Origin of the sequence: Bradyrhizobium sp. dw_78, assembly GCF_018449525.1 — a bacterium.
Taxonomy (GTDB): Bacteria; Pseudomonadota; Alphaproteobacteria; order Rhizobiales; family Xanthobacteraceae; genus Bradyrhizobium.
The window spans coordinates 55,438-77,170 of record NZ_JAAVUS010000009.1 but is presented as its reverse complement, the minus strand read 5'-3'; the positions used below and the strand labels follow the sequence as shown (position 1 = coordinate 77,170).

Genomic DNA, 21,733 nt, shown 5'->3' with positions numbered 1-21,733 from the left:
AGCGTGCAAGGACAGCTTCTGGGCAATCGATGCCTATTTCAGTGACATTGCGATTTGATGGACATCCTCTCGGCGCTGCGATTGACAGGATTTGGCAAGTCTGGATACAGTTTTTTGGTCCGGCTGGAGGTTTGGCTCCGGCCGGCCGCAAGCATTCACTGCAAAAACGAAAGAAGGTTCATCGTGAGCAATTCCAAGGCGTCGCGACGCGAGTTCTCCATTGCTGGTCTCAGCCCGCCGATCAGCCATTATTGCGACGCCGTTGCGTTCGGAAACATGCTCTTTATTTCAGGTATCGCGCCACTGGATGAGAATTTGAACCTCATCGGCGGCGACGACGTGGCGGCGCAAGCCGAGGCCGTACTGTCGGCGATGGGAAAGATATTGAAGGCGGCGGGCGCCACCTTCGGCGATGTCTTGAAAGTCACCGTCCTGCTCACCGACGTGAACGACCGCACCAAGATCAATCCGGTTCGCGAGAAGTATTTTGGTTCGGCGCGGCCCGCCAGCACGCTGTTCGAAGTCAGCAAGCTCGCAATTCCCGGTATGAAAGTCGAAATCGAAGCGGTTGTGGGGTTGCCGCAATAACAACGCGGTCGGTTGGGCGCCCGGTCCAGGCGCCCAACCCCGGAAGCCGTGCTTAATCCGGCCGGACAATTTTCCAGTAGGTGTCCTTGTTGAGCACGTAGCCGTCCCGGAACTCCCAGAGGTCGCAGCCCTGGTAATTCAGGACGGTGCCATCGGCGGCATGTCCAGTCACGCGCCAGACCGATACGGCGCGGTTGCCGGCGACATATTCGTAGTCGATGGCCCAGTTCATATCCGGAATCACTTTGAAGCGGTCGGCCAGAACCTTGTGAACGGCGGCCTTGCCATGCACGCGGCGGCCGACAGGCTCTGGGCCGCTTGCCATGAAGAACGTACAGTCATCCGCGAAATGCGACATGATGCGGTCGGTGTCGCGGCTGTTGAAAGCCCTGCCGATTTCCGCAAGCAGTTCTTCGGTGAGGGGTCGGGAAGCGTTCATGGCAAACCTTTGCGATGATGTTGAACATTCGATGTCTTCAACGCTTGCAAGCTGCGTGCCGTCCAGCAATCGGCGCGCAAAAAGCGCCGCAACCTTTGGACCATGCTCTTGGAACATGGGCTTGCAGACGATATCTATGCCAGATGGCGGAACATGGTTTGCTTCAAGACTTCGTCGATCGGCACCGGCGTCTGTTCGTCCTGACCGGTGCCGGTTGCAGTACAAACTCGGGGATTCCGGATTATCGCGACGCCGATGGCAACTGGAAGCGGCAGCAGCCGGTCACCTACCAGGCTTTCATGGGCGATGAGGCGACGCGCCGCCGCTATTGGGCGCGCAGCCTGATCGGCTGGCGGCGATTTGGCCGGGTTCGACCCAACGACGCCCACCACGCCCTGGCCCGGCTCGAAGCGACGGACAGATGCGAGCTGTTGCTGACGCAGAATGTCGATCGGCTGCATCAGGCTGCCGGCAACACCCGGGTGATCGACCTGCATGGGCGGCTCGATCTGGTGCGCTGCATGGGCTGTGGACAAAAGGTGGCTCGCGAGGAATTGCAGGACGAACTGGGCCGGTTGAACGCCGCCTGGCTCGATCTCGACGCGGCTGATGCGCCCGATGGCGACGCCGATCTTGAAGCCCACGACTTTTCGTCGTTCGCCGTGCCGGCCTGCCGCCATTGCGGCGGCGTGCTCAAGCCCGATGTCGTGTTCTTCGGCGAGAGCGTTCCCCGCGAGCAGGTCGACGCCGCGGCAAGGCATCTGCGGCAGGCCGACGCCATGCTGATCGTCGGTTCCTCGCTGATGGTCTATTCCGGCTTTCGATTTGTACAGATGGCTGCCCGCGAGGGTAAGCCGATCGCGGCGGTCAATCTCGGCCGGACGCGCGCCGATGAACTTCTCGCCCTGAAAGTGGAGCAGTCCTGCGAGGCCGCCCTGGCTTTCCTGCTATAGCCATCCGCGCTGTCTGGGGATGTGGTCTTTGTTGCGCGATCGGCGATCGTGAGGGCCGCTCGTCCCGCCCAGCAAATATGATTTTAGCCATACCGTTGGTTCCGGATGGGAATACGGGCCGACAAAAGATAACATGCCGCCGCGACAGCAGGATTGTCCGTCGCAAGGAGTTTTAGGATGACCAAGGGCAGGAAAATAGCGACTACTGTGTTTGCCGCACTGGCGATGGCGTCGCTCGGCGCGGCGGCGCGTGCCGCGCCATGCGACAATGGCCCGGCCGGATTCGAAAACTGGAAGCAGGCGTTCGCCGAGGAGGCGAGGGCCAAGGGCGTCGGCGCTACCGCGCTCGGGGCGTTGATGCAGACCAACTATGCCAGCGCGACCATCGCCGCCGACCGCAGCCTCCATAGTTTCAGCCTGTCGCTCGATCAGTTCCTCGCCAAGCGCGGCGCCGCGGCGATCGTGTCGCGCGGCCGCGCCATGAAGCAGTCCCATGCGGCGTTGTTCGCGTCGATCCAGCAGCGCTATGGCGTGCCGCCGGGGCCGCTGATCGCGATCTGGGGCATGGAAACGGGCTTCGGCAGCCAGCACGGCAATCAGAACATGCTGTCGTCGATTGCGACCCTCGCTTATGATTGCCGGCGGCCGGAATATTTCACCGACCAGCTTTACGCGGCGCTGAAATTGATCGATCGCGGGGTGCTGTCGGCGGGTACGCGCGGCTCCATGCATGGCGAACTGGGCCAGACCCAGTTCCTGCCCAAGACCATGCTGGAATACGGCACCGGCAATCTCGACAATTCCGCCAACGCGCTCAGTTCGACCGCGAATTTCCTGCAAGCCCACGGCTGGCGCGCCGGCGCCGGCTACCAGCCGGGAGAGCCGAACTTCGCCGCCATCGAGGCCTGGAACGCCGCGCAGGTCTATCAGAAGGCGATCGCGCTGATGGGACGGCAGATCGACGGCGGGGCGGAGCGCTGATTGGCATGAAACCGCACGTCGTCTGCCTCATGGCCTCCAGCGTGGACGGCCGGACGCTGCATAGCCGCTGGCGCCCCAAGGGGACGGCTGGCGCACTGTTCGAGCAGGTGCATGACCAGCTCGGCGGTGACGCCTGGCTGGTCGGCCGGGTCACCGGCCAGGAGTTCGCCAAGGGCAAGGCCTATGCCGCCGCGACGAATGAAATCTTTCCCCGCCAGGCCTGGTTCGCGCGGCGCGATGCGAAGGCCTACGGCGTCGTGCTCGACGCCCACGGCAAGATCGCCTGGGGCCGCTCCGATATCGGCGGCGATCCGATCGTGGTGGTGCTCACGGAACAGGTTTCGGACGCGCATCTGGCGGGCTTGCGCGGCGAGGGGGTGTCCTACATCTTCGCCGGGAAATCAGAGCTCGACCTCGCCCTCACGCTGGACATCCTGCATCGCGAACTCGGCGTGAAGCGCCTGCTGATCGAAGGAGGCGGCGGAGCCAACGGCGCCTTTCTGCGCGCGGGACTGATCGACGAGCTCAATTTGATTCTCTGTCCGGCCGTGGACGGCGCAAAGGGGGCGCCGAGCGTTTTCGATTCCCCGGAGGAGGAAGCCGATCGGCGCGCGCCGGTCACGGCGATGACACTGGAAGGCAGCCAGACGCTGGAAGGCGGCGCGATGTTGCTGCGCTACCGGATCCAGAATGCGCCGCTCGGTGCGGCAGCCGGTCCGTAAGCGTCCGGCATGGTTCCCCCGCGTTCAGACCACATCATCGTCGTCGGCGCCGGCGCCGCGGGTCTGATGGCCGCCCGCGAACTCCTGCGTGCCGGCAGGAAGGTGACGATACTCGAAGCGCGAGACCGGTGCGGTGGACGCATCTATCCGCTCCCCACGGCGGATTTCGGATACCCGGCCGAAGGGGGCGCTGAATTCGTCCACGGCGAGGCGCCGGTGACGCGGGCCTTGCTGCGCGAGGCCGGGCTTTCGCTGCTGCCGGTGCAGGGAGCGCGATGGAATGGGGAGCGCGGCGCGTTCTCGCGGGATGATGCGCCGGATCCGCATACCGACCGCCTTCACCAGGCCCTGGCAGAATTGAAAACCGATCTGACGGTCGGCGAATTCCTGGAACGGCATTTTGCCGAGCCCGAATATGACCGGCTGCGGCATTCAATCGAGCGGATGGTCGAAGGTTATGATGCGGCCGATCCGGCCAAGGCGAGCACGCTGGCGCTTCGCGACGAATGGATGGACGGCGGCGGAACGGGCGCGCAGGCGCGTATCGCCGAAGGTTACGGCGCGCTCATCGACTTTCTGGCGGCGGAGTGCCGGCGGCACGGCGCCGTCATCCATCTCGATCACGCCGTCAGTACACTCGAATCGACCGGTAAAGGCGCCGATGAACGTACCGATAAAGGTGTTTCGGCCCGCTGCGCCAATGGCGCGTGTTACGCCGGCGATGCGGTGATCGTCACCGTGCCGCTTCCTCTGCTGCGGGAGATCACGCTGCCGCCCGCAATGCGCGAGAAAGCGGCGGCCGCAGCGGACATCGGCTTCGGCAATGTCATAAAAATTCTTTTCCGGTTCAAGAGCCGCTGGTGGACCGACAAGAATCGGGACCTCGCCGACCTGCTGTTTCTGCTGTCGGACGAGACGGTTCCGGTGTGGTGGACGCAGCATCCGGCCGGGCATCCCGTGCTGACCGGATGGCTCGCAGGTCCCAGGACGGCAAGCATGGCCCAGTTCGACGAGAACCAACTGGTCGAAACGGGGCTGGCCTCGCTGGCCGCCATCTTCGGTCTCTCTCCAAAGCAACTGACGCGGGATCTCGTCACGGCGCGGGCGATCAACTGGGCTCGCGATCCCTTCGCGCGCGGCGCCTATTCCTACGCCACGCCCGAAACGCGCAAGGCGCGATCGGTGCTTGCGCGCCCGGACGGGAGCGCGTTGTTTATCGCCGGCGAGGCGCTCTATCCCGGGCGGGACATGGGAACGGTCGAGGCGGCGCTGGCCAGCGGCCTGGAAACGGCAGGGATCCTTCTCGGCCGCTGATCGGATCGCAGCGCCAAGCGAGCCGGGACCATCCGCGACCCGTTCATCCCCGGATACCGCTGCGCTCATCCGGGCTGCACCTGGCTGTGCGCCGGACGTCGCAGGGCCGTTTAGTTAACACATTGGTCATTTGTTTGCGGTCATTTTCACGGCCTCATTCAACAAAGAGGCACCATGTCTGACATCACCATTCCCGGCGGGCGGATTCGTTCTTTCGTTGAGCGGATCGAGAACCTCGACACCGAATTGCAGGAACTGAGCGAGCAAAAGAAGGAAGTGTTTTCGGAGGCCAAGGGCGAGGGGTTTGATGTGAAAATCCTCAAGGAGATCATCAAACTGAGGAAGCAGGATCAGGACGAGCGCGATGAGCGCGAAAGTCTGCTCGATCTCTACATGAGGGCGATGGAAACATCTGGCCCGGAATCGACCGCCAAGGCGGCCTGAGCCGGTCGAAGGCCATGCGTGGCAGGCGGGTAGGTCATATCGGGCTGCCCGCCGTCACTGCGCGCGCAAGCGAGGGGAGCTCACGCCCCTCGCAATGACGCCCTGCCATGACCTCAGCGAAACGTGAGGCGTGCCATTCGCGCTTCGGTGGTTGCCTCGCGCGGCGCACCCGGTTATCGATCCGCTCCAGCCAACGATCGGAAGACCGATGCCACTATCCCTGCCGAAGCAAAAGATTCGTGTCCTGCTGCTGGAAGGCGTGAACGACTCCGCCGTTCGCCTGTTCGAGGCCAATGGTTACAGCGAGGTCGAGCGTCTGCCGAAGGCGCTGGGCGCCGCTGAGCTGAAGCGGGCGCTGTCAGGCGTGCATATGCTCGGCATCCGGTCACGAACCCAGCTTACCTCCGCCGTGCTTGAGGCGGCCGATCGGCTGATGGCGGTCGGTTGCTTTTCCGTCGGCACCAACCAGGTCGATCTCGATGCGGCCCGGCGGCTCGGCATTCCCGTGTTCAACGCGCCGTTTTCCAACACCCGCAGCGTGGCCGAACTGACCATCGCCGAAATCGTGATGCTGTTTCGGAAAATATTCCCGCGTTCGGTTTCGGCGCATGCCGGCGGCTGGGACAAATCGGCCAATGGCAGCCGCGAGGCGCGCGGCAAGACGCTCGGCATCATCGGTTACGGCAATATCGGCTCGCAATTGTCGAACCTCGCGGAAGCCATGGGCATGCGGGTGATCTTTTTCGACCAGACCGACAAGCTCCGCCACGGCAACACCGAGCCGGTCGAAACGCTGGACGAACTGCTCGGCGTCAGCGATGTCGTCTCCCTGCACGTGCCGGAGACGCCGGCCACCGCCAACATGATCGGCGAGCGCGAGCTGCGGCGGATGAAGCAGGGCGCCTACCTCATCAACAACTCGCGCGGCACGGTCGTCGATCTCGATGCGCTGGCCCGGGCGATCAGCGACGGCTGGCTTGCCGGCGCGGCCGTCGATGTGTTCCCGGTCGAGCCGGCCTCGAACGCGGACCGCTTCGTGTCGCCGCTGCAAGGCCTGCCCAACGTGATCCTGACGCCGCATATCGGCGGTTCCACGGAGGAAGCCCAGGACCGCATCGGCGGCGAAGTCGCGCGCAAGCTGATCGATTATTCCGATGTCGGCTCGACCTTCGGCGCCGTCAATTTCCCGCAGGTGCAATTGCCGGCCCGGCCCACCGGCACCCGCTTCATCCACGTTCACCGCAACGTTCCCGGCGTGTTGCGCCAGGTGAACGAAGCCGTCGCGCGCCAAGGCATCAATATCCTGGCGCAATACCTGCAGACCGATCCGGAGGTCGGCTATGTCGTGCTCGAGACCGACGTCGTCGGCGGCGAGGGCGAAGATCTGCTCGCCGATCTCAAGGCTGTGGAGGGCACGATTCGCGTGCGCGTGCTGTACGACCAGAGCCGGCCGGCGGCGCGGTGAGCGTCAGTACAGCGTCCGTTGTTCTACGGTAGCTGGACGGTAGCCGGATTTTTCCCGGCATGGCCGTTACAACTCAGCGAACACCGCCTCGGCCTCGGTTAGCAGCCGGTCCGCATCGGATTCCGAGAAGACGAGGGGCGGCCGGATCTTGAGGATGTTGGAGTGGAATCCGGTGGCCGAGATCAGGACCCGCCGTTCACGCAGGCCGTTGACGACGGCGAGCGCCGCCGCGGAATCGGGTTCCCTGGTCTGGCGGTCACGTACAAGCTCGATGCCGATATAGAGGCCGGCGCCGCGAATGTCGCCGATCCGGTCATAACGCTTGGCGAGCGCAGCGAAGCCGTCCCGGATGATTTGGCCGACCTTGTTGGCGTTCTCCATCAGTCTTTCATCGCGGATAACGTCGAAAGTGGCCTGCGCTGCCGCCATCGCCACCGAGTTGCCGCCGAACGTGTTGAAATAGCGCACGTCGTTTCCGAAGCGTTCCACCACCTCGGGACGAACGGCGATGCCTGCGACCGGAAAACCGTTACCCATCGGTTTCCCCATGGTCACGATGTCGGGCGCGATGCCATGCCGCTGATAACCCCAGAAATGCGTGCCGGTCCGTGCGAAGCCCGATTGCACTTCATCGGCGATGAAAAGGCCGCCGGCCTGGCGCACGACCTCCGCCACCGGCGCCAACAGGCCTTCCGGCTCGGAATAAATGCCGTCGGAGGAGAACAGCGAATCCGCGATGAACGCGGCGAGGCCGTCTCCATGCCGTTCAAGATCGGCGATCTGAGCCGCAACGTTCTCGGCCATGACGCGTCCGAGTTTGCGGGGGTCCTGGCGATAGGAGTCCGGGGTGGGCACGCGGCGCACCCATGTGCCGAGCGGTGAGTTCTCGCCAAGGGAAGGCGAAAAGCTCGCGGTGAGGTCGGAATTGCCATGATAGGCTTCGGAGGTAATGATGATCCCGTTGTGGCCGGTGTGGTATTTCGCCATTCGCAACGCGAGGTCGTTGGCCTCCGAGCCGGTGCAGGTGAACATCGCGTGACCGATGCCATCGCCGAACGTGGCCAGCAGATGATCGGCGTATTCCAGGATTCCCTCCTGCACGTAGCGGGTATGGGTGCAGAGAATATGGAGCTGTTCCGAAACAGCATCCGCGACCCGGGGATGGCAGTGTCCGACCGAAACGACGTTGTTGTAGGCGTCGAGATATTCGTTGTTGTCGCTGTCGTAGAGATGGACGCCGCTGCCGCGGCACACTTCGACAGGATTCTTGTAGAATAGCCGATAGGCCGGCCCCAGCAGTTTGGTGCGGCGCTCGATCAGGTCGCGTGTCTTGGCGCTCACGGAGTTGCCGAGCGCGGACGGATCGAAGGCGTTGACCATCTTGCCGCGGGATTTCTTGTGTTGCTTCTGCATGGCTCTGAATCCTCGTATTACGATATTGCTGTGCGATCTTGCGGCTAGCGGATCGATTCGACGAAAAGGCTGGATACGCTGTCGGCGGAATGTTCGAGAAACCACTCGAGCTGAAACCAGCCCTGTTCCGTATTGCGGATGATGTAGGGCGCGTTATCCGGGAACAGGCGGGCGCGCCATGTGGTGAGAAGAGCACGTGTAATCACCCGGGCCATGACGAGATGCGGGATCAGCGCCAGTTCGTCCGGCGTCAGATCGGCGACACGGAGATAGCCGCGCAGGACGTCGAGCGGCGCGCCGAAGAAGTCGTCGGTTCTGCGCGAAGGCAGTTGATTGACGAGGGCGGTCGAGACATCTATCGCAACGGCGGTCCGCACCGTGTCGCCGAAGTCGATGATCCCGGCGACAAATTCAGACTTTGAGCGGTCGACGACGATATTCGACTTGCTGAAGTCGTTGTGCAGCACCTGGGTACGGCATTTCGCGATGGCGTCCTGGAAAAGCGCGAAGCGATCCAGACCTTTTTCCAGATTGCGGCGGCGGACGGGATCCGAAACTTCGCCGAGAAGAGGCGTCAGCTTGAGAAGATGTTTTACATCCCAGACCAGCTCGCGCGAATCCGCTTCATGCGAAAAATTTGCGGTCGCAAGGCGAAGCCCGGCCAGAACCTCACCGATCAATTCGCGCTCGCGGGGCCTCGAATCGACTTCACTGAGCGGGGTGCCTTCAAGGAAGGTAAGCAGGTGGACCTGTCGGTCCTGACCGTGACTGTCGCGGTAAGGAAATTGAAGCAGCCTGTCGAGATTTGGAATGGCCCGCGGTACCGGAAGCGAAGGATTGACGGTGGCGATGTGGCGAAGCACCGCGATCTGAAAGGCAATCTCATTCGGAGGTTCGGCCGGGTTCGCGACCTTCAGGGTGTAGCGGTGCCGCTGGCGATCGGTAAAGCAGAAGGTGTCATCCTTTTCCGTCGCAAAGCGGGTAACGCTCCCATCGAGCCCGTAATGGCTGCGGACCAGGGCGATGGCTTCCTGGTCGGAAATCCGGATCGACCGCTGCGCAAGGGCGCCTCCATCGAAAAAATCCGGTTGCGTCTGCATATAGTCCATCCCCTTGCTTCTGCTCTGACGCTGCAAAATGGACGATTGGCGACAATATTGCAATCCCCGCGGCGCGTTCAAATCTGCTTTTAAGTCATTGAAATATATTAGGTTATGTCTTGAAGGGGCGAAAAGATATCGGAAAAATTATCAGATGGTCGGCGACCGGAAAAAATGCCAATCTCAAAAGAGTTCTTGAATTGCCGGGAGACGGCGGAGGGCGAGATGGGTCTGGGAATATCCCGCGTCGTCAAGATGCCGGTGGAGGTGCAGGCCACCGATATCCTGCGGGATTCGATCATCAGCGGCGCCATTCCGGCCGGCGCACGCGTCACCGAAGCGCAGATATCGGGGCAGCTTGACCTGTCGCGCGCGACCGTCCGGACCGCGCTGCATCAACTCGCGAAAGAGGGCCTTCTCACGCTGGTGCCCTACACGGGCTGGACGGTGATCGCGCTCAATTCCGGCGACGTATGGGAGCTCTACACGCTCCGTTCGGCGGTGGAGCGGCTGGCGGCGCAACTGGTGGCGAGATCGATCAACTCGGTGAAGACCTCGCGCCTGAACTGGGCGCTGGAAGGATTGATCAAGGAATGCCGGCGGGGCGGTCGCGACGGTATCGCGGACGCCGACTTCACATTGCACAAGACCATCATTCAGCTTTCCGAGCATGGACGCCTCGTGACGCAGTACGGGCTGATCGAACAGCAAATTCGCATGTATATCCGCTCGAGCGATGCGTTGATCATGGATATTTCGCAGATCGTCGATCAGCACCGTCCGATCGTGGACGCCATTCTCGCCGGCGATGCCGAAGCGAGCGGTCATCTCTCGGAGCAGCACAATCTTACGGAGGGGGAGAAGCTGACGACGCATCTCCTGCGCATCGAGGAGACGCGCGCCGTGCAGGAAAAATCTCAGCCAATCAAACCCCGGCCCGTGCTGCACAAGCAGCAGGCCAGGCAGAAGCGCAAATAGGCGGCGCGGCGGTCAATCCGAAAGACCGAGCAGCGCCCGCTGGTTGTTGCGGCAGATCGTCTCGATGGTTTCGATCGGCAAACCGGAATCGTACATGCTTTGGATGACGATGCGGATGGCTTCGTGCGGCGGCGGATTAAACGGTTGTCCTCCGTCGCTTGACAGGATGGTCCGGCTCGGGGTGACCGCGTCGATCGCCTCCATCAGCTCCTTGAGCGAGATGCAATAGAATTTCGGAAACAGGTCGACCGCGCAAAATTCCATATAGGCGCCCATCTTGGCGAGCTCGACCATGGTTGGCACGTCGAGTTTCGGCGTCGCGAGTTCGGGATGGGTGATGACGACGCGCGCAAGCCCGATACCGAATGCGTAATCCGCAACCGGAAAGATTTCCCGTTTCGAGATGTGACCGGTGCCGAGGATCGCGTCATAATCCTTGACGAGGTCGATGACTTCCCTGGTTTCGGTGGTGAGCTTGCCGCTCCCGTCGAGCACGGAAAGCAACGGGGAGGGACGGTTGCGGCGCGAGGTCAGCGTCATGGCCTTGAATCCGTAGGTGCCGCCGGAGCCGTAAGCTTCCGCGTGGGCGGCCGCGTCGAGCGTCGGCAGCCACACGACTTTCGCTCCCTGTTGCAGGGCAAGTTCGACGGCGCCCGGATTGATGCCGCCAACGCCACGATTCAGCGTGATGCTTGAAAATATCCTGAAGTCGGGGTGGCTGTCGGCGACCGCGCAGCGGGCGTGATGCACCTTGGAAACGGTGCTTTCGAAATGGCTCTTGATGACGATACCGGCCATGCCTGCTCCCGCGCACCATCTGGCGATATCCGCGGAGTCGCCAATGCGCACGAACGGCGCCGGCGCCGAGTGCATATGGAGGTCGTAATATCCGTCGAGCTTTAGCATGGAGATATCCCGGAATGCAGAGGAGCTTCAGTCGGCGAGGTGGGAAACCGCCAGGACGCTTTCCGCTTCCTGGCGCATACGGCTTTGCCCCCGCCGGTTTATCGTCGCGTCGGGCGAAGCTAGATAGATCGGCGATTGTCGGCAATGTTGAACAATCGGCACGCCCTGCTCAAGTGCTGGGCATCATAGGTAATATCATTTTAAAACAATGATTTATGAGGATAACAGGAGGTGTTGGAGCCGCCATATGGTCGGTTTCTGCACTGCATTATAATGTCGTCGACCATTATCGAATCGGCGGCAGCGGGTGCTTGTGTTCGGGAAGCCGGCGCTTCACGGTGTGCCGTGAAAACGTGATCGAGATTCTGGGGAGTTCGCGATGTCGGATGTCAGCTACGAAATCATCGTCAAGGGCAATAACCTGCGGCTCAAGACAGGTTATCTCGCGATGACCAATCTCACGTTGATCCAAAGCAATCAGGGGCCGCTATTGGTCGATGTGGGCCACACCGTAAATCGCCAGGCGTTGGTGGCGGAGCTGGAAGCCCGCGGGCTTGCGCCGGCCGACGTTCCGAGGATCTTCCTGTCGCACCTGCATGTGGATCACGTCCTGAACATCGATCTGTTTCCTTACTCGACCGAGATCTTCGTGAGCCGGGCGGAATATGAATATGCCGCCAACCCGCACCCTGAAGATCCGTGGATTCCCTGGATGGTTCGCGAGCAACTCGCGAAATACAAGCTACGCCTGCTCGATGGACCCGGAGAATTCCAGGACGAAATCCGCTATTTGCCGGCGCCGGGGCACACGCCGGGATGCTACGCGCTTCTGCTCAAGACGCCCGAGGGCAACGTCGTCGTCGCCCAGGATGCCATCAAATTTCCAAAGGAAGCCTTGAACAAGCGAGTGGACCATTCGTTCGACACGCAGGAACGCGCCGCCGAGACGATCAGGCACCTGCTGAGTCTCGGTGACCGGATTATTCCGGGTCATTTCATGGAGATGTACAAGCGCGATGGCACCTTCACATGGGACGACGTGATGGAGCTCCCGATCATCATGCGTTAGCGCCTGCTGCTGCCGTTGGGTGAATGTACGCCGCAATGTGTTGGCGTGCTTCGCAAAGACCGCGGCCGGTGTCGGCCGCGCTCCCAAGGCCGGCGGTGAGGGGACAGGATCAATTCAGTCCCCGCGCGGCTCACCTCTTTTGTTGTGACGCGTTTTCTTCACGCGAACCGGAATCCACTTCGCCCGGAAACGCTATCGCTAGGCCGCGATGCCGGCTCCCGACAGGATCGCGCGGGCCCGGGCGCGTTGTTCATCGGAAATGGTGAGACGTTCGGCGAAATCCTCGCCCAGCGGGGCGGTGGCGTCGATCCCCATCTTTGTCACGGTGAAGGTTTTCGGATCGGATGTCGGATCGATAATCGCCGATTTCACGCCGGGGACGAGAAAGATATCCTTGTCGGCGCGAACCCGGGTCGCGACGGCCCACATTACGTCTTCCATGTCGAAGATATCGACGTCGTCATCGACCACGATCACATGCTTGGTATAGAGTTCGGTGCCCAGCGCGGTCAGCATCGCCATTTTCGGCTCGCCCTCGGCAATCTTCTTCATCGAGACGATCGCGAGAAACGCGCCGCAGGTCTTATGTGGAACATGCACCGCCCTGACGTTCGGCAGGTTGCGGCGGAGCGCATTCAGGATTTCGCCTTCGCGGGTGACGCAGGACATCAGGATGTGGTCGCGCGACATCCCCGAGACGACGCTGTGGAAAAAGGCATCGCGGCGCATCCGCACCCGGTGCGCGACAAAGACGTTCTGGGTGCTGCGATACGAGGCATAGCCGGTGAATTCGCCGAACGGCCCTTCCGGCTCGTGGACGCCGGCCAGGATTTCGCCCTCGATGACGATTTCCGCGGCTGCCGGCACTTCGATATCGCCGACGCCGCAGCGCGCAAGGCGATAAGGTTCGCCAAACAGGCCGCCGATGATCTCGTATTTTCTGACGTGGGGCGGATAGGCGTAGACCATCGATCCCATGTAATGCAGCGGATGGGTTCCGATCACGATCGCGGCCGGCAGCGAATGGCCGCGCGCTTCGGCCCGGCGGTGAAATTCGTACATCCGCCGGCGCGAATGCAGCGATATTCCAAGCCGATTGGCGCCCTTCAGCATCAGGCGGTGAAACCCGGTGGTGTCCACGCCGGTCTCGGGATCGCGGGCGCATATCTGTCCGGCGGTGATATAGGGCGCGGCATCGACTGCGAACTGAAATGGAATTGGCAGCTTTGTGAGATCGACCTGATCCCCCTCCATGACAACGTCGTCCCAGGCCCCCTTGTTGACCACCTCGCACGGAATATAGTTCTGGCATCGCTCGCGAAATGCGGTCGGAAGATTGACGGGCTCGGCCCCAAGGCAATGCGCCAGCAGTTTTCGGTTGCCGGCGACGTTCGTCACCACGGGCATTTTGGAGCCCGCGACATTTTCAAAGACGACGACCGGACTTCTGCCGATGCGATCGAGCTCGAAGATGACGGATGTCATTTCCAGTTCGCGGCTCACCGGCTCGCGGATCCGGAGAACCTCCTCCGGAAACATGTTTTCCGTGGTTGCAATAAACCCGCGCAAGCTCTGATTATCTGCTGTCAACATCCGCTCCGTCGTGACCGGCCCTTGATGTTATCAGCTTATAATATAAGCTGATCAGAGCAAGGCCGGATTGCCGGCAGGCTGCTGATATATTGGCGGCCGAATTGCCTGTCGCGAAGGCACGCCGGCGAAGGCAACTCAGGCGCCGCTCCGGCGGCGGTCGCTCGAAGAACGGAACCGCTATGGCTTCAGGACAGGTTCAACAAACTGTTGCTCCCAATAACCTGACGGATCGCATCACTGCGACGTTGCGCGACGACATCGTCAGCGGCAAATACGCTCCCGGAGGCCAGCTTCCGGCGGGCAGGGAATTGGGTCAGCATTTTGGCGTGAGCATCACGGTGATCCGGGAATCGTTGTCCCGGCTGAAAGCCGAGGGCCTGGTGGCGTCGCGGCAGGGCAAGGGCGTTTTCGTGCCCAGCGACACCAGGGCACGGCCATTCCGGCTGGCACCGGCGGGCGGCGGGACGCAGCAGTCGATTTTCGAGATTTTCGAGTTGCGCATGGGGGTCGAGGTCCAGGCCGCGAGTCTGGCGGCCGAGCGTCGCACGGCGCGCGATCTCAACATGATGACGAAATGTTTGAAAGACATGGCGCCGTCGCGGCGACCTTTCGATGAAGCCCTTGCCGCGGACCTCGCATTTCATCGGACGATTGCGCTGGCGACGCGAAATCCGCTGATCGTCAGTTTCATGGCATTCCTGCAGCCGCACCTCCATGAGGCCATCGCGCTGGCGCGCGCCAATTCGGCGAAGAAGCCGGAGACCGAGATGGAAGCTTACGACGAGCATCATGAAATCTATCAAGCGATCGCCGCCCAGGACGCGCGGCGTGCGCGCCGGGCGGCTCGCCGGGTTCTCGACGGCAGCCTGAAACGGCTGAGCGCCACGCCGTCCAGGCGTGCTTGATGTCATAACACGAGGGCGGTTCGTTGTGCGGCCGGGCCAAGGCAACGAAGGATTTTCATCGCCACGTCTAGCGGATGATCCTTCGTAGCCACGCAGGCAAAAGGCCGGCGATGAGTTCAATGCCGTTGAGCGGCGTCGGCTGCTCGCCCGATCCGTGTGCCGGCATGCCGGAAAGGTGCCGGTCCAGATTGCGCGCAAAATCAGCCGTCAGACGGGTTGCGAGATTACGGACCAGCCCCTCACGGGCGATCTGCGCCAGCATGCCTTGCAGGCTGTAGCCGATCGAAAGCTCGACGCGTGTTGCGGCGCCCTGTTCGATCGGCACCAGACGATAGCGGATTTCGCCTTGCGTGGACGAGCGGCTGCGCGGATCGCTTCCCATGCCGACGATCCGGCCCGACAGATTCGCGGGATCGCGCTCGATGCGCGCGGCACCGCGAAAACCTGCCGAAATCGGGCCGAGCTTGACGCGGATCTCGCCCTCGACGTTTTCCGGTGTCGGAACGCCGGTGAGCGACGCACCGGGCAGACAGGCCGCGACCTGCCTGACATCGCCAAACATCTCGAACACCTTGTCGGACGAATGCGCGACCGTGAATTGCTCGTCGAAGACCTTATCCGGCACGAAGTCCGGAATCGTCGTCGGGCCACGGTGGTCGAACTGTTCCGGCGCCCCGGTTGCCGTGTTCGCGACCGGTGACTGCGAGACATTCAAAACGCCGGTACTTGCCAAAATGCTGGTAGGGGCAGCATTGCCGGATCCCGCGGGTCCGAGCTGTTTGCGTCCTGCACCCGGAACCGGCAAAATGCCTTGCTCGCGCCGCTGCTCGATAACGCTGCGCACCGCCCGGACGATTCCGACATAGCCGGTGCAGCGGCACAGATTGCCGCTCAGGCCGACGCGGATGCTGCGTTCGTCCGCGGTATCGAGGCGAATTACAAGATCACGCGCCGAGATCAGCATTCCCGGCGTGCAGTAGCCGCATTGCAGCGCGTGCTCGCGGTTGAAGGCGGTGCGAAGCTCGGTCGCGATTTCATCCTCGTCGAGGCCTTCGATCGTGGTGACGCGCGCGCCGTCGCAGGCCGCCGCATAGGTGATGCAGGAGCGCGCCGGCACGCCGTCGAGCAGCAGCGTGCAGGCTCCGCACACGCCGTGCTCGCAGCCGAGATGGGTGCCGGTCAGGTTGAGGTTATCGCGCAGGAAATCGGCGAGATGGGTACGGGGCTCGACCGATGTTTTGATATCGCGCCCGTTCACGCTAAGCCCGATCATGGTCACGCCGCAGCCTCGTCGATGGCACGGCGCAGCACAGCGACATGGATGTGCCGGTCGGCGGCATTGGTAATACCCGCCTTCGTCAAGAGTGCGTCGGCCACGCGCGCGTCGAATTGCCGCTTGAAGTCGCCGTTGATCCGTCCGCCAAACAGCGATGCCGCGTCGCGAAGGACGACCGGAGCCGCCTCGATGGCGCCGATCGCCACCCGCGCGGTCGCCGCTTCCGGATCGACCAGCACGGCGGCGATCGCATGGGCGAATTCGCCGGGCTTGCGGCAAGCCTTGACGTAACCCCAGCGGGCAGACGGTCTCATCACCGGCACGCAGATGGCTTCGACGATCTCGGCGGGGTGCAGCACCGATTCGAGCGCGCCGGTGACGAAATCTTCGATCGCCAGCTCACGCATTCCCGCGAGGCTGCGAAGCCTGATCCTTGCGCCCAGCGCCGGCAGGGCGGAAACCCAGTCCGCGGCCGGATCGGCGTGACTGAGCGATCCGCCGATCGTGCCGCGGTTGCGCACGGCGCGGTAGGCGATGGCGCCGGCCACCCGCTGCATGGCGCCGCGCGTCACATCGGGGATCCGTCCATCCTCGATGTCGCCATGGGTGATGCAGGCGCCGATCACGAGTTCGCCGCCGCTGCGTTTCACCTGTTTCAGTTCGGCAAGCCCCGAGATGTCGATAATCAGGTCGGGCTGGACCAGGCGCAAATTGAGCATCGGGCCGAGCGACTGGCCGCCGGCGAGGAGCTTGGTGGCGCCCTTTGCTTCGGCCATCAGGGCGAGCGCCGCATTCATGTCCACAGGACGTTGGTAAAGGAAAGGCGCAGCCTTCATGCCGCCGGTCTTTCCGCTTCACCGGCTGCCAGAACAGCCTCCACGATCCGGCGCGGTGAAATCGGCGAGTGCAACAATTCGACGCCGAGTGGCCGCAGCGCGTCGTTGACGGCGTTGGTGATGGCGGCCGGCGGCGCGATGGCGCCGCCTTCGCCGATGCCCTTGACGCCGAACATCGTGTAAGGCGAGGGCGTTTCCATGTGGTCGAGACGCGGTTCAGGCACTTCGGTCGGTCCCGGAAGCAGATAATCGGCCAGCGTCGTCGCCAGCGGCTGCCCGGCGGAATCGAACGGCATTTCCTCATAGAGCGCGGTGCCGATGCCCTGCGCGAGACCGCCATAGATCTGGCCGTCGACGATCATCGGGTTGACCAGCACGCCGCCGTCCTCGACGATGACATAATCGAGCAGTTCGACGTCGCCCAGATCGGGATCGACCGCGACAGTGACGGCATGCACCGCGTAACTGAACGTGCCGCTGTCGCGCTGCGGCTTGTAGCCGCCGATCGACTCCAGCCCCGCCGGATCGACATCGGGCGGCAGGTCCTGCGGGCGGCGGTACCAGGTATGCGCGATTTCGGAAAGGCCGATGCTGCTATGCGGCCCGCAGACGCGGCCATCGCGCAGCGAAACCGCCGCCGGATCGAGTTGCAAAAGCTTGGCGCCGATACGCTTGGCGCGCTCGGCGATCTGCTCGCAGGCCGTGCCGACCGCGCCGCCGGCCATCACCATCGAGCGCGAACCCCAGGTGCCGGTCGAATAGGGCGTCATGGCGGTGTCGCCATGCACGACACGCACCTTCGCGGTGTCGATGCCGAGAATTTCATGCGCGACCTGGGCCAATGTCGTCTCGAGGCCCTGGCCATGCGAATGCACGCCGACCCTGATTTCGAGTCCGCCGTCCGGCGTCAGCCGTGCCGTGGCCTGCTCGTGGCCGGGCACCATCGGAATGCCCCAGCCCGCATAGACCGAGGTTCCATGCGCCGCCTGCTCGCAATAGACCGACAGACCGAGGCCGATCAGCCGTCCGTCCGGCTCTTTCCCGCGCTGGCGCGCGCGCACCGCCGCGACGTCGATCGCGTCGATGGCGCGATGTACGGCTTGCGGATAATCGCCGCTGTCGAAATGCTTCCTGGTGATGTTGTCGAAAGGCATCTGGCCGGGCTCGATCAGGTTGCGCAGCCGGACTTCAAAAGGCTCGATCCCGGCCGCGGCGGCCACGGCATCCAGCATGATTTCCAGCGCGAAGCAGACGCCGGTCCGCGCCACGCCGCGATAGGGCAGGATAGGGCATTTATTGGTCGCCACCGAAAAGGTCCGGCAGCGATAGGCCGGCATGCGGTAGGGGCCGGGCAGGATGCTCGCGACCTGGGCGGCTTCGAGGCAGGCGGAGAAAGGATAGGACGAGTAGGCACCGGAATCGACGATTGCATCGCAGTCGATGCCGCGCAGCCGGCCGTCGCGATCGGCATAGACCGTGATCCTGTAATCGTGCTCCCGGCAATTCGCGCTCGCATTCAGATGTTCGCGCCGGTCCTCGATCCATCGCAGATTGAGGCCCTGGCGCATCGCAAGCCACCCCAGGCAGACTTCCTCGGGCAGCAGAATTCCCTTGTGGCCGAAGCCGCCGCCGATATCGGGCGATACGATGCGGATGCGGGCCTGTTCGATGCCCAGGCAATCGGACAGGCCGTTGCGCACGATGTGCGGCATCTGGGCGCCGGTATAAAGCGTGAGCTGATCGAGGCGGCGATCGAAGGTCGCGACCACGCCACGGCCTTCGAGCGGCGACATGCATTGGCGCGCGGTCGATATTTCGCGCGTCACCTTGATGGGGGCGTCGAGCGCCGGCGTGATGTCGACCTCGAACACGCTTTCGAGGAAAACATTGTCGCCCCAATGCTCGTGAACGAGCGCGGCGCCGGCGTCGCGGGCCTTGCGCATATCATGGACCGCCGGAAGCGGTTCGAGGTCGAGCGTCACCGAGGCCGCAATATCCTCGGCCTCGGCCCGCGTCGCCGCGACGCACATCGCGACGAGCTCTCCGACGTGCCGCACCTTGCCGGTTGCAAGCACGGGCTGCTCCGATATCTTGAAACCGGGCAGGCCGGACACGGCACGGATCGGCGTAACGCCTGCGAGATCCGCGGCCGTGAACACGACATCGCGATAGCGCTCCGGCACATGGATCGCCCTGATGCGGGCATGGGCCAGCGGGCTGCGAACGAAAGCGACGTCTCGCAAGTCCGGCAGTCTGATGTCGGCCACGTACTGGCCGCGCCCGCGCATGAACCGGTCGTCCTCCTTGCGCAGCAGCCGCGCGCCGACGCCTTGGCCGGCACCGGGTTTCGCGGCGGAAGAAAGATCGTGTTTGACGTCAGACATGCAACAGCCGTTTCCGCTTGAATCGCGGCTAGGCTGCCACGGCCTGGGGCAGGATGGAAGCCACCGCGTCATGGCGCACGCCGGCGCGCAGGCAAAACACCGGCTGCAACAGGCGATCCGCGACCACTTCGGTGTTCTCGTTGTCGCGCAGGATGAAGCGTCCGGGCTTTTCCCTGATCACGCTGACGTCGGCATCCATGCCCGGGCGCAGCGCGCCGATCTGGTCCGAAAGGCCCAGCATTTCGGCCGGATGCGACGTCACCATCGGCACCACCTGCTCCAGCGAAAGACCGAGCGCCATCATCGAACTCATCGCCTGCACCAGGCTGAATTTCGCCTGGCCTGCGAAGGGATGATTCTCGTCGTCGGCATGCTCTTCGGGGGTGCCGGCCGGCGCGGGCACATGCGTGTTGTAACCGTGGATGTCGGCGCCCAGCGTGGTCGGAACGATTCCGGCGGCGATGGCCTTGCGGGCGAGACGGTACGAGAAATGGCTGCCATGGCCGACATCGATCCGCAGCCCGCGGTCGAGGGCCGCCCGGATCACCGGATGCACCTCGCCTTCGCGATTGACGAAGCCGCCGGGATGGCGCGTGAAGGGATGGGCCAGAACATCGCCGGAGCGGAGCAGCGGAACGACCCGCTCCAGAATCGTATCGACGTCTTCGCCGTTGGCGCCGCTCTCCGGCAAGCCCCACAACTGCCCGAAATGCACATAGACCGGAAGGTCGGCGCGCCGGCCGATCTCGGCCGCCATCTCCATCACGCGGATGCCCCAGCGCGCGAAGCCGCCGATCTCGGCGTGCGCCTTGATGCCGCGAACCAGATCGCGATTCGCGATCGCCGCCTTGACCGTGGCATCGATATCGACGCCGTCGGGACTGTAGAGGCTGGGATAATAATGTCCTTCCAAGCCGCCGACCAGATAGGCGGAGAGGAAGGCGTAGGTGCGCGACCGGGATTTCTCGGCAACGTAATGGCGGAAGCCCGGGAAGGTCATGCAGGACGGCCCGCCCTGATCGACCAGCGTGGTGACGCCGGATTCGACGCCGACCATGTCGGCGTTCATGCCGAAGCGGCCGGTGACATATTGATAGACATGGGCGTGGGTATCGATCAGTCCGGGCAGGACGATCTGGCCGCTGACGTCCACGACTTCCCGGGCGCTGGTCGGCAGGATGTCGGACTGGACCACGGCGATCTTGCCGTTGCGGATGGCGACGTCTTTCAGGCCGTCAATGCCTGAAGCCGGATCGATAACGCGCCCCCCGCGTAGAAGCAGGTCGAAGCTGGTGCTGATGGACATGGCTGATCTCCTCTTCCGCTCGCTGGCGATGCCGCCGCCGGACAATTGCGAAGTATACTTCGCATTTTCTTACACCACTATTCGTGCCATAGACAGCATCAAATTGATGCAAGGCGGCAGGGCACCGCATATGCCAAGGAGCGATTTGATGGCCGGAAGACGCGCGCCGAAAAGAGAAGACCCGTGGCCGCTCGAGCAGCGCCCCGGCTATCTGATACGGCGGCTGCACCAGATCCACGTCGCCCTGTTCCAGGAAAAATGCGCGGCCTTCGAGATCACTCCGTTGCAGTACAGCCTCCTGACGGCGCTGGCGAAGCGCGGAACCGCCGATCAGACCACGCTGGCGGCGGATATCGCGCTCGATCGCACGACGACGACCGGCGCGCTTAAACGTTTGCAATCGCGTGGCTTTGTCGACCGCTCGATCGAGCGCCGGGATCGCCGGTCGCAGATTTGCCGCCTCACCAGGACCGGTGCGGCGCTGCTGCGCAAGATGGAAAAGTCCGCGCATGCGGCGCATCTCGAGACGGTGGCCGATCTGAGCAAGGCCGATCAACGACGGCTCATTGCCTTGATGCAGCAAATTGTGACAGCGCGCTCCGGGCAACGGCAAACAGCGTCGGCGCCCGATTGATCTGTATCGGCGGGCGATCGGACGGCTATAATCTATGCAGCCTGCCTGAAAAACGGCAGCCTTCCTCAGAAATTTCAGCGCCGGCGCAAACCTGCGAACCCGCTCCAATACGAAGTGCTCTTCGCATTTTTGCAAACCGGAGCGGGCCAGCGAAGGCGATTTTTTCCAGCATTCCCTGTGTGCTTGGCTCCGGACTCCCGCTTGAGCGAGACCGGGGCCGGCGCGAGGTACGACGTCGCTGGTCCTGCCGCCTGCTCTGGCACGTCCTTTGCTCCAACATGATCATTGAGTTGGCAGCTAGGGTTCCGCATCGCGTCTCGATGGCTGGTCCAAGAGCTGCCGCCTGAGCGGGAGAAATCCGCGCGGGGCACGGCGGGATAAAATCCCGGGAGACCTCAGTGGCCAGGAATTGGCGTCGCTCAGGTCT

At 63.0% G+C, this 21,733-nt stretch carries 20 protein-coding genes and 1 riboswitch; of the genes, 11 read left to right on the top strand and 9 right to left on the bottom strand.

The genetic code is table 11. From position 1 onward, the window contains the following. Positions 1-57 precede the first annotated feature (57 nt). Complete coding sequence (locus HB630_RS21950) at positions 58-588, top strand: RidA family protein (RefSeq protein ID WP_213774571.1); 531 nt, start codon at positions 58-60, stop codon at positions 586-588. Between the two features lie 52 nt (positions 589-640). Here the strand turns inward: HB630_RS21950 and HB630_RS21945 are convergent, their stop codons facing one another. After that, positions 641-1,096 (bottom strand): nuclear transport factor 2 family protein, encoded by a 456-nt coding sequence (locus HB630_RS21945; protein WP_213774569.1) that lies wholly within the window; start codon positions 1,094-1,096, stop codon positions 641-643. Between the two features lie 74 nt (positions 1,097-1,170). Here HB630_RS21945 and HB630_RS21940 point away from each other — a divergent pair, with 74 nt between their 5' ends. The 6 genes from HB630_RS21940 to serA all read left to right on the top strand — a co-directional run bounded on the left by HB630_RS21940 (position 1,171) and on the right by serA (position 6,906). Continuing rightward, the gene (locus HB630_RS21940; RefSeq protein ID WP_213774567.1) at positions 1,171-1,980 is read left to right on the top strand and encodes an NAD-dependent protein deacetylase; all 810 of its coding nucleotides are present in this window, start codon (positions 1,171-1,173) and stop codon (positions 1,978-1,980) included. A 177-nt stretch (positions 1,981-2,157) separates the two neighbouring features. After that, positions 2,158-2,961 carry a lytic transglycosylase domain-containing protein gene (locus tag HB630_RS21935; RefSeq protein WP_213774566.1) on the top strand — a complete coding sequence of 268 codons (804 nt, stop codon included), beginning with the start codon at positions 2,158-2,160 and terminating at the stop codon, positions 2,959-2,961. Positions 2,962-2,966: 5 nt separating this feature from the next. Beyond that, positions 2,967-3,683 (top strand): dihydrofolate reductase family protein, encoded by a 717-nt coding sequence (locus HB630_RS21930; protein WP_213774564.1) that lies wholly within the window; start codon positions 2,967-2,969, stop codon positions 3,681-3,683. A gap of 9 nt (positions 3,684-3,692) precedes the next feature. Next, the gene (locus tag HB630_RS21925; RefSeq protein WP_213774562.1) at positions 3,693-4,997 is read left to right on the top strand and encodes an NAD(P)/FAD-dependent oxidoreductase; all 1,305 of its coding nucleotides are present in this window, start codon (positions 3,693-3,695) and stop codon (positions 4,995-4,997) included. 174 nt (positions 4,998-5,171) lie between these two features. Next, entirely contained in the window at positions 5,172-5,441 is a 270-nt protein-coding gene (locus HB630_RS21920; RefSeq protein ID WP_213774560.1) for a DUF2312 domain-containing protein, read from the top strand. Positions 5,442-5,649: 208 nt separating this feature from the next. Then, a complete protein-coding gene (gene serA / locus HB630_RS21915) occupies positions 5,650-6,906 on the top strand; it encodes a phosphoglycerate dehydrogenase (RefSeq protein ID WP_213774558.1) in 1,257 nt (418 codons plus the stop codon). Between the two features lie 66 nt (positions 6,907-6,972). Here the strand turns inward: serA and HB630_RS21910 are convergent, their stop codons facing one another. Together HB630_RS21910 and HB630_RS21905 are read right to left on the bottom strand one after the other, a co-directional pair. Next, entirely contained in the window at positions 6,973-8,286 is a 1,314-nt protein-coding gene (locus HB630_RS21910; RefSeq protein WP_213774981.1) for an aspartate aminotransferase family protein, read from the bottom strand. 77 nt (positions 8,287-8,363) lie between these two features. Further along, complete coding sequence (locus tag HB630_RS21905; RefSeq protein WP_213774556.1) at positions 8,364-9,419, bottom strand: phosphotransferase; 1,056 nt, start codon at positions 9,417-9,419, stop codon at positions 8,364-8,366. Positions 9,420-9,644: 225 nt separating this feature from the next. Here HB630_RS21905 and HB630_RS21900 point away from each other — a divergent pair, with 225 nt between their 5' ends. Continuing rightward, the gene (locus tag HB630_RS21900; protein ID WP_213774555.1) at positions 9,645-10,397 is read left to right on the top strand and encodes a GntR family transcriptional regulator; all 753 of its coding nucleotides are present in this window, start codon (positions 9,645-9,647) and stop codon (positions 10,395-10,397) included. Positions 10,398-10,409: 12 nt separating this feature from the next. On the opposite strand, the gene HB630_RS21895 is transcribed toward HB630_RS21900, so the two are convergent. Beyond that, positions 10,410-11,303 carry a DUF6282 family protein gene (locus HB630_RS21895; RefSeq protein ID WP_213774554.1) on the bottom strand — a complete coding sequence of 298 codons (894 nt, stop codon included), beginning with the start codon at positions 11,301-11,303 and terminating at the stop codon, positions 10,410-10,412. Positions 11,304-11,682: 379 nt separating this feature from the next. Here HB630_RS21895 and HB630_RS21890 point away from each other — a divergent pair, with 379 nt between their 5' ends. Beyond that, a complete protein-coding gene (locus tag HB630_RS21890; RefSeq protein WP_213774553.1) occupies positions 11,683-12,372 on the top strand; it encodes an MBL fold metallo-hydrolase in 690 nt (229 codons plus the stop codon). A gap of 198 nt (positions 12,373-12,570) precedes the next feature. On the opposite strand, the gene HB630_RS21885 is transcribed toward HB630_RS21890, so the two are convergent. Beyond that, entirely contained in the window at positions 12,571-13,962 is a 1,392-nt protein-coding gene (locus HB630_RS21885) for a UbiD family decarboxylase (protein ID WP_213774552.1), read from the bottom strand. Positions 13,963-14,144: 182 nt separating this feature from the next. Between HB630_RS21885 and HB630_RS21880 the strand changes: the two genes are divergently transcribed. Further along, a complete protein-coding gene (locus tag HB630_RS21880) occupies positions 14,145-14,870 on the top strand; it encodes a FadR/GntR family transcriptional regulator (RefSeq protein WP_213774551.1) in 726 nt (241 codons plus the stop codon). Between the two features lie 67 nt (positions 14,871-14,937). Here HB630_RS21880 and HB630_RS21875 read toward each other — a convergent pair whose 3' ends face one another. The 4 genes from HB630_RS21875 to HB630_RS21860 are packed head-to-tail and all read right to left on the bottom strand — an operon-like array spanning position 14,938 to position 20,672. Further along, a complete protein-coding gene (locus tag HB630_RS21875) occupies positions 14,938-16,143 on the bottom strand; it encodes a 2Fe-2S iron-sulfur cluster-binding protein (RefSeq protein WP_213774550.1) in 1,206 nt (401 codons plus the stop codon). Positions 16,144-16,145: 2 nt separating this feature from the next. After that, positions 16,146-16,982 carry an FAD binding domain-containing protein gene (locus HB630_RS21870; RefSeq protein WP_213774549.1) on the bottom strand — a complete coding sequence of 279 codons (837 nt, stop codon included), beginning with the start codon at positions 16,980-16,982 and terminating at the stop codon, positions 16,146-16,148. Continuing rightward, complete coding sequence (locus HB630_RS21865; RefSeq protein ID WP_213774548.1) at positions 16,979-19,366, bottom strand: xanthine dehydrogenase family protein molybdopterin-binding subunit; 2,388 nt, start codon at positions 19,364-19,366, stop codon at positions 16,979-16,981. The genes HB630_RS21870 and HB630_RS21865 overlap by 4 nt, the downstream gene beginning before the upstream one ends. Positions 19,367-19,394: 28 nt before the next feature. Further along, a complete protein-coding gene (locus tag HB630_RS21860; RefSeq protein WP_213774547.1) occupies positions 19,395-20,672 on the bottom strand; it encodes an amidohydrolase/deacetylase family metallohydrolase in 1,278 nt (425 codons plus the stop codon). Between the two features lie 148 nt (positions 20,673-20,820). Here HB630_RS21860 and HB630_RS21855 point away from each other — a divergent pair, with 148 nt between their 5' ends. Then, positions 20,821-21,306 (top strand): MarR family transcriptional regulator, encoded by a 486-nt coding sequence (locus tag HB630_RS21855; RefSeq protein WP_213774546.1) that lies wholly within the window; start codon positions 20,821-20,823, stop codon positions 21,304-21,306. Positions 21,307-21,592: 286 nt separating this feature from the next. Next, a riboswitch (guanidine-I (ykkC/yxkD leader) is annotated at positions 21,593-21,700 on the top strand. Positions 21,701-21,733 lie beyond the last annotated feature (33 nt).